A 7,220-nucleotide genomic window follows, 5' to 3' on the forward strand; every position below is an offset into this window, starting at 1 on the left:
GTAACTTCAAGGAAAGTCATCAAATATGGTGAAATCTTTTATTGATTTTTTACCGTACGTGGCGTAATTATGTAAACTTGAGCTTAGCTTAAGAAAAAGCGGTTCAACTGCTTGGTTGAACCGCTTTTTCATTGGATCAAATAATCATGTTACTTGTTAAGGAAGATATTCATGCATAAATCAGGATTACAAAATGAAAACATCAGGAACATCGCAATCATTGCCCATGTAGATCATGGCAAGACCACCCTTGTTGACAACATGTTCAAACAAAGCGGGCTGTTTCGCCAAGGTCAGGAAGTGGAAGAAAGGGTCATGGACTCTATGGATCTGGAGCGCGAAAGGGGGATTACAATTGCGGCCAAAAATTGTTCTGTGAACTGGAAAGGTGTGAAGATTAATATCATTGATACTCCGGGACATGCTGATTTTGGAGGCGAGGTCGAACGTTCCCTGTCCATGGCAGAAGGGGCCATTTTACTTGTTGATGCCTCAGAAGGCCCCTTGCCTCAGACCAGATTTGTCCTGAAAAAGGCCTTGGAGGCCGGGCTGGCCATTATTGTCTGCATTAATAAAATTGACCGCAGAGATGCCAGGCCAGGAGAGGTCTTGGATGAGGTGTATGATCTGCTCATCGACCTGGACGCCACTGAGGAGCAATTGGAGTTCCCTCTGCTGTACGCCATTGGCAAGGATGGGATTGCCAAAAAGAGCCTGGATGATCCAAACGAGGATCTTGAACCGTTGTTTGAAACAATCCTGCAAGAAATTCCTGCTCCTAGTTATGATCCTGAAGAGCCATTTCAGATGCTGGTTTCTGACCTGAGCTACTCTGACTATTTGGGCCGATTAGCTATCGGTAAGGTCTTTCATGGTACAGTCCGCTCCAATGAGACTCTGGTTTGTATCAATGAGCATGGGAAGCAAATCCCCCTAAAGGTCACAAAACTGCAAGTCTATGAGGGGTTAAATTATAAAGAGGTAGATCAGGTAGACCCGGGTGATATTGTGGTTCTCTCCGGGATTGAAGATGTCAAGATCGGGGACACCATTTGTACTCAAGAATCACCTAGAGCTCTGCCCAGGATTACAGTGGATGAACCTATTGTGTCCATGAGGTTTAGCATAAATACCTCTCCTTTTGCCGGTCGCGAAGGCAAGTATGTCCAATCCAGGAAAATTTGGGAGCGGTTGCTCAAGGAAACCCTGCTCAATGTGGCTATTAAAGTGGAAGAGACCGACGACAAAGACAGTTTTATTGTCAAAGGCAGGGGAGAGTTCCAGATGGCTATTCTCATTGAGACTATGCGCAGAGAAGGGTACGAGCTATGCGTGGGCCGGCCAGAGGTTATTTTCAAGAAAATAAAAGGGAAATTGCAAGAGCCCATGGAAAAGGTCTTTATAGATTGCGAGGAGGATTTCATGGGCGTGGTTACCGAAAAGTTGTCCATGCGCAAGGGTAAGATGATCAACCTGGTTAATAACGGCAGTGGCCGGGTGCGAATGGAGTTTTTGATCCCTGCAAGGGGGCTTATTGGGTACCGAAATGAATTCTTAACTGATACAAGAGGTACGGGCATTATGAATACCCTGTTCGCGGGGTATGGGGATTATGCCGGTCCTATCCAGGGAAGGTTTACTGGCGCGCTCGTGGCCGACCGGCAAGGAGAATGTGTAGCCTATGCTCTGTTTAACCTCGAACCCAGGGGACGGTTGTTTGTAGTTCCTGGTGAACCAGTATATGAAGGCATGATTATTGGCGAGCACAACAGGAGCAATGATATCAATGTAAATCCCTGCAAGAGCAAGAAATTGACCAACCTGCGTGCCTCGGGAAAGGACGAAGCAGTGACTCTCACCCCGGTTATGCCCATGACTTTGGAAAAGGCCATCCACTTTATCAAGGAAGACGAACTTGTCGAGGTTACTCCAAAATCCATCCGTCTGAGAAAGGCTGTCCTTTGTGCCAAAAAACGCCATGTCTTGGAGACTGCCGCTAAGAAGCGAGCTAATTAAGTTGAGATAGCATTGAACGTGCCCCTGCAATCCAGCCATGGCTGGATTGCAGGGGCTTTTAAGTAAGTTGTTTCAATGTGTTATCTGAAATATCTTTTTGTCTAAATTGTTAATTCGGACTTTTGCGGAAGGAACTCGTCGCTGGTTGATTCTAACTTTTTCTAGACTTTGCCCTGTTGATTGGGGGGTGTTGTTTAGGTTTGGTTAGCTTGCAAAGATTTCGGGATAGAATGGGCTGAAAAACAAAAAAGGCTTATGGATTATTGTCCATAAGCCTTTGATTTCTTTTGGTGGAGCTGAGGGGAGTTGAACCCCTGACCTCTTGAATGCCATTCAAGCGCTCTCCCAACTGAGCTACAGCCCCACAAACGAAGAAATCACTTCATAATTATCTTGTTCATTCTTGTCAAGAATTATTTGATGTGTACGTAAAAAATAAGAGAAGTTTTTTAAGATTGAAGAGAGAGGTTTTCTAGATTAGTCGGTTCCAGGTAAATTCTGTAACCATTTAATATTTCGGTAAATTTATATGAACTGGGGTAAAAATTTTAGTTTAAGGCTTTTGGGGCGGGTGAATATTTCTGCAGGAGGATAAGGAAGTACAGGATGTTTTTGTGGTCAGAATATAAGAGCGTGTTAGATTTTGACTTTATAACAAATTGCTGGCAAGGAAAGGTTCCAGCTAAGAAAAGCTACTAGTTTCAGTCATAAAGAAGGTAATTTAAATGCATCCACAAAAAGTGAATCAAGTGCCTCCATTGAGGTTGATTGCCTGGGAGGTTACCAGATCTTGCAATTTGGCCTGTAAACATTGCCGGGCTGAGGCTCATCCAGAGCCTTACCCGGGAGAGTTGACTACTGAAGAAGCCAAGGCTCTCATTGATACTTTTCCCCAAACAGGAGATCCGGTAATTATTTTTACTGGCGGAGAACCATTGCTTCGACCGGATATCTTTGAGCTTGTTTCCTACGCCAATGACAAGGGCCTTCGCTGCGTTCTGGCTCCCAACGGGACTTTGATAACGGCAGAAAACGCCCACAAGATGAAGGAAGCAGGCATACAGAGATGCAGTATTTCCATTGATGGTCCTGATAGCTTAAGTCATGACAGTTTTCGGGGCGTAAATGGGGCTTTTGAACAGGCCTTAAGGGGGATCGAGTACTTAAAGGAAACCGGTGTTCCTTTTCAGATCAATACTACCGTGACCAAGAAAAATTTGAGCCAGTTCAAAGAAATTTTTCATCTGGCTCAAGACTTGGGTGCTGTGGCCTGGCACATCTTTTTGCTTGTACCAACGGGTCGGGGGGCAGGCCTTGCGGAAGAGGTTATCACTGCCCAAGAGTATGAAGAAGTACTCAATTGGTTTTATGATTTTCGCAAGAAAACCGATATGCATTTAAAGGCTACTTGTGCTCCGCATTATTACCGGATTATGCGTCAGAGGGCCAAGGAGGAAGGAGTGCCTGTAACCAGAGAAAACTTCGGCCTTGATGCCATGACGCGGGGTTGTCTTGGCGGCATCGGTTTTTGCTTTATTTCGCACACTGGCCAGGTTCAGCCTTGTGGTTACTTAGAACTCGATTGCGGCCAGGTGAAACAGACTCCGTTCCCTGAGATTTGGGCCAAAAGTCCTCAGTTTTTAAACTTACGCAATCCAGAGTGCTACGAAGGAAAATGCGGTATTTGTGAGTATCACCGTGTTTGTGGAGGTTGCAGGGCCCGGGCCCATACCATTTATGGCAATTATCTGGCTGAAGAGCCATTATGTACATACAAGCCCAGGAGGCTTGGTTAATTGGTTTCTTAGTTGACTGGTTTATTAGGTTGGATGATTAGTGGGTTTACAGATTTAATGGCAAATTGGTTTCCTGGGTTATTTACACCATTTTCCAACCATTTAACTAATCAACCATAAGACCAAATAAACTAAATAACCTCATACAAGTTATGGATAAGATCGACAAAAAAATTTTAGACATCATTCAGACGGATTTTCCTTTGGTCCCCAGGCCATATGCCAAAGTAGGCGAGATGGTGGGGCTGACTGAGGCTGAAACGTTGGCCAGGGTCAGGGCTTTAAAGGAAAAGGGAGTGATTCGGAGAATCGGAGGTAATTTTCAATCGCGTAAACTTGGTTGGCACAGCACATTGTGCGCTGCGTCTGTCCCGGAAGAAAAGCTTGCAGAGTTTGTAGCAGAAGTAAACAAGCACCCTGGCGTGACGCATAACTACTTGCGCAACCACAGGCAGAACGTCTGGTTTACCTATATTGGTCCCTCCAAAGAGTTTGTGCAACAGGCCTTAAAGGACATTACTCAAAAGACAGGGATAGAAATTTTGAATTTGCCCGCCAGGAAGATGTTTAAGATCAAAGTGGATTTTCCCATGGACAAAGGCCAATAAATATTAGGGACTGCCGCAAAGATAGCTGTTATCTGTGTTTCGGGTTTGGTTTTTTGTAAGCACACACTCCTATTATTGTACCACCCAGACGGTGCACCTTCTGGCAGCGTGAACGATTTTGTTGGATACGCTGCCGAATAAAAATTCATCTGCTTTTGATACCCCTCTTCTGCCGATAACCACCGTTTCCCAGCCTTCATTTTTTTGCGTGTCAAGGATATCCTGGGCGATACTAGTCCCCTGGCTGCACTTTAACCTGGAGGCAGTGGGGGATTGGCAACTATCGATGTACTCCCGGGATATATTTTCCTCCAGGATGCCTTTGGATACCAGCAGGTCTTGGCCTTTATGCAAGAACTCCTGCATGGTTTCTTTCTGCTTTTTGCATTCTTCGAGCCAGGTTTCTTCGTCTGCAAAGAAATCTCGGGATGGCAATCGTTCGATATAGAGTAGTTTGATCCGAAATCCTGGGCAATTTTCTACGATCGATCCTACATAGGATACAGCACGCATAGAATTTTCCGAACCATCAATGGCAATGAGAATTTTTTTTACGTCCATAGCCATCTCCTTATAGGTCTTTATTTGATTAATTGTACGCAGTTGCGGAGATCTTTTAAAAATTCATCTACGGTTTCATAAAACACATTGCTCCCGCAAGAAAAATGAAGCAGCATCCAGTTGAGCTCTTTGGGGATATATGGGAAGAGCTTGCCCAAATTGGCCAGTCTGTTGCGGAACAAGAGAAGGTAATCATCTTGCTTCAGGGAGGTGAGGATATCAGTTGGAAAGTCGAAATCAGGTAGATTTTGAGGGGTGTAGTAGTTTTTCCCCACTAAATAGAGCAAAAGTGCGCCTAGACCAAAGATATCCAGGCCAAAAGGATTTTCATAGAAGTCAAAAGTGTAATCAAAATCTATCCACCGGTATTGCTTAGTTTTTGATTCTTCCCACAGGTGATCTCTGCGGATATCGCCGTGCTTTTCTCCATGCTTGTGCAGAAAAGCTATGGCTTCGCATGCATCGATAAACTTCTCTAAAATTTCAGGCAAAAAATCATGAAAATAGGTTTTATGATCAGCCTGGATGTTGAATACTACGATATCCAGCCTTTTCCCTCTGATAAGATCTATAATCCGTACACGATTTCCTGCGGTATCGTCGATGGAAAAGCCTTGCATAAAGCGCTTATCGTCCCGGACCAGGTCTAAGATGCGGGCTTCTTTTCGCGGACTCCTGTAACAAAGTATTTGAGTCCCCTCGAAGTTTAAGAAAAATTTTTCATAAAAGACGAGTTTCAGAAGTTTTCGATCACCTGTTTCCAAGAGTTTACATCGCTTGACCCAATATTTTGGATCTTCAAGACCAAAGGAGCGCTCGGCCTCTTCTCGAAGGACAAGATAATGTTTCCCCCCGATTTTGATTACATCGCCGTGGCCAATGCGCATAAAATCGGAAGTATCCGTGTATATCTTCCCGCAACGGCCCACGTAAGTATCTGGCTGAAACCGATTTATAAGCTCCTTAACTTCTTTCATGGTATAGGTCTCTTATAGTTTTTTTAAAACCTGTTTCTATTAGAGCGACTTTAACTTTTTAACATAACAAATAGTTTTTGCCAAGGAGAGATTGGATTTTTGCGGTCTCTTTACACTTAACGGCAAGCACAGAGCAATAGGTGGAATTAAAATAATAACAAGCTAATAAAGTTTCTTGAATAAGGATGGGGGGCGAGAAAGGCGTTTTGGGTGCTAAAGAGCCTGTGGACAAACCTTACTCAGAGGACAACTTTTCAAATTTTTTGGCCATTGGACACCTAGGGCTTTTATATCAGCCGCAATACTTCTTACGTGCGTGCTCTCTTTTTTGATCCAATATCGGAATCTGTTGGTCTATTGCCCCCAGTGATTACAATGCCTTTGTCTTCACCAATGTATTTATTAAACTGTTCTAATGCTTGCTTAACGGCTGGAGATATTGGATTGGATTGTTAATGGCCATTTAAAATGAGCCAGAATCGGTCAATAATTTTGATCAACTTCTAAAGTGCAATAGTGGCCAAAAGGCCATATACTCCTGATTGTCTTATAAAGGACAATTGGGAGGATCAAAACTTGAAGGAGTGTTCGTGATTCACAAGATCAAGGAGTTGTACGACGAAGGGAAAGGGCTATCAATCCGGGCAATTGCCCGAGAACTGGACCGGAACACCGTGAGAAAGTATCTGACCATGGAGGAAGATGTCAGCCAAATGCAAAGATGTCGAGCCTGATAATCATTCATTAGCCGTCTTAAATCAACACCGTCCCCTTTTACTTTTTTTGATATCGCGACGAACTGTCTACTCCCTCTTTTTGAAGGTAGACCAAATTAGCAAACTTCCGACCAAAATAGAGAATAATTCAATCGGAATATTGAATCCTGTAAGGTCTATCGTCACACCATGCCTACTATCATAGAAAACTGGAGCAAAACAAATCCCGGTCCCGAATATAATCAGTGAAACGCCTAATATTGCGAAAAAGAACTTATTCATTATTTGCTGTTACTTCGAGCAGTTATTATTAGATGCGTCTTGGCCCCAATCGGAAATCCTATCAATCGCTTCATCAATTGCATATCTTGTTAAGGAACCTGCAATCCGGCAGGACTTGGTGGCGGAGGACCAGGCACAACGAATCCTTCTAACCCTGAGACCAGAAACTCCCCAGTAGGATCAATCCAATTAACCGGATTATTTAGGATATACCCATACAGATTAACATCGCCACCGGCAAACCCAATCGGGTCTTTGGAGATG

Annotated in this window: 7 protein-coding genes and 1 tRNA gene; 4 read left to right on the top strand and 4 right to left on the bottom strand. The window is 43.9% G+C overall.

Annotated features, from left to right (window positions below):
- Positions 1-171: 171 nt before the first annotated feature.
- The gene (gene typA, locus AC3WVG_RS04200; RefSeq protein ID WP_488796928.1) at positions 172-2,016 is read left to right on the top strand and encodes a translational GTPase TypA; all 1,845 of its coding nucleotides are present in this window, start codon (positions 172-174) and stop codon (positions 2,014-2,016) included.
- Positions 2,017-2,304: 288 nt separating this feature from the next.
- On the opposite strand, the gene AC3WVG_RS04205 is transcribed toward typA, so the two are convergent.
- Positions 2,305-2,380 (bottom strand) — tRNA-Ala (locus tag AC3WVG_RS04205).
- A 361-nt stretch (positions 2,381-2,741) separates the two neighbouring features.
- Between AC3WVG_RS04205 and ahbD the strand changes: the two genes are divergently transcribed.
- Positions 2,742-3,812 (top strand): heme b synthase, encoded by a 1,071-nt coding sequence (gene ahbD, locus AC3WVG_RS04210; RefSeq protein ID WP_488796929.1) that lies wholly within the window; start codon positions 2,742-2,744, stop codon positions 3,810-3,812.
- Between the two features lie 152 nt (positions 3,813-3,964).
- Positions 3,965-4,420, top strand: coding sequence for a siroheme decarboxylase subunit alpha (gene ahbA / locus AC3WVG_RS04215; RefSeq protein WP_488796930.1), 456 nt, complete (start codon positions 3,965-3,967; stop codon positions 4,418-4,420).
- A gap of 72 nt (positions 4,421-4,492) precedes the next feature.
- Here the strand turns inward: ahbA and AC3WVG_RS04220 are convergent, their stop codons facing one another.
- Entirely contained in the window at positions 4,493-4,981 is a 489-nt protein-coding gene (locus AC3WVG_RS04220) for a universal stress protein (protein ID WP_488796931.1), read from the bottom strand.
- Between the two features lie 20 nt (positions 4,982-5,001).
- Positions 5,002-5,958 (bottom strand): serine/threonine protein kinase, encoded by a 957-nt coding sequence (locus tag AC3WVG_RS04225; protein WP_488796932.1) that lies wholly within the window; start codon positions 5,956-5,958, stop codon positions 5,002-5,004.
- 590 nt (positions 5,959-6,548) lie between these two features.
- Between AC3WVG_RS04225 and AC3WVG_RS04230 the strand changes: the two genes are divergently transcribed.
- The gene (locus AC3WVG_RS04230) at positions 6,549-6,692 is read left to right on the top strand and encodes a hypothetical protein (protein WP_488796935.1); all 144 of its coding nucleotides are present in this window, start codon (positions 6,549-6,551) and stop codon (positions 6,690-6,692) included.
- Between the two features lie 353 nt (positions 6,693-7,045).
- Here AC3WVG_RS04230 and AC3WVG_RS04235 read toward each other — a convergent pair whose 3' ends face one another.
- Positions 7,046-7,219, bottom strand: a complete 174-nt coding sequence (locus AC3WVG_RS04235; protein ID WP_488796934.1) for an RHS repeat-associated core domain-containing protein — start codon at positions 7,217-7,219, stop codon at positions 7,046-7,048.
- Between the last annotated feature and the right edge of the window lies 1 nt (position 7,220).

Source organism: Desulfovulcanus sp. (assembly GCF_982781345.1).

Bases quoted from the DNA above. Each gene is read 5' to 3' on its own strand.
- typA (WP_488796928.1), top strand. From the start codon at position 172: ATGCATAAATCAGGATTACAAAATGAAAACATCAGGAACATCGCAATC.
- ahbD (WP_488796929.1), top strand. From the start codon at position 2,742: ATGCATCCACAAAAAGTGAATCAAGTGCCTCCATTGAGGTTGATTGCC.
- ahbA (WP_488796930.1), top strand. From the start codon at position 3,965: ATGGATAAGATCGACAAAAAAATTTTAGACATCATTCAGACGGATTTT.
- AC3WVG_RS04220 (WP_488796931.1), bottom strand. From the start codon at position 4,981: ATGGACGTAAAAAAAATTCTCATTGCCATTGATGGTTCGGAAAATTCT.
- AC3WVG_RS04225 (WP_488796932.1), bottom strand. From the start codon at position 5,958: ATGAAAGAAGTTAAGGAGCTTATAAATCGGTTTCAGCCAGATACTTAC.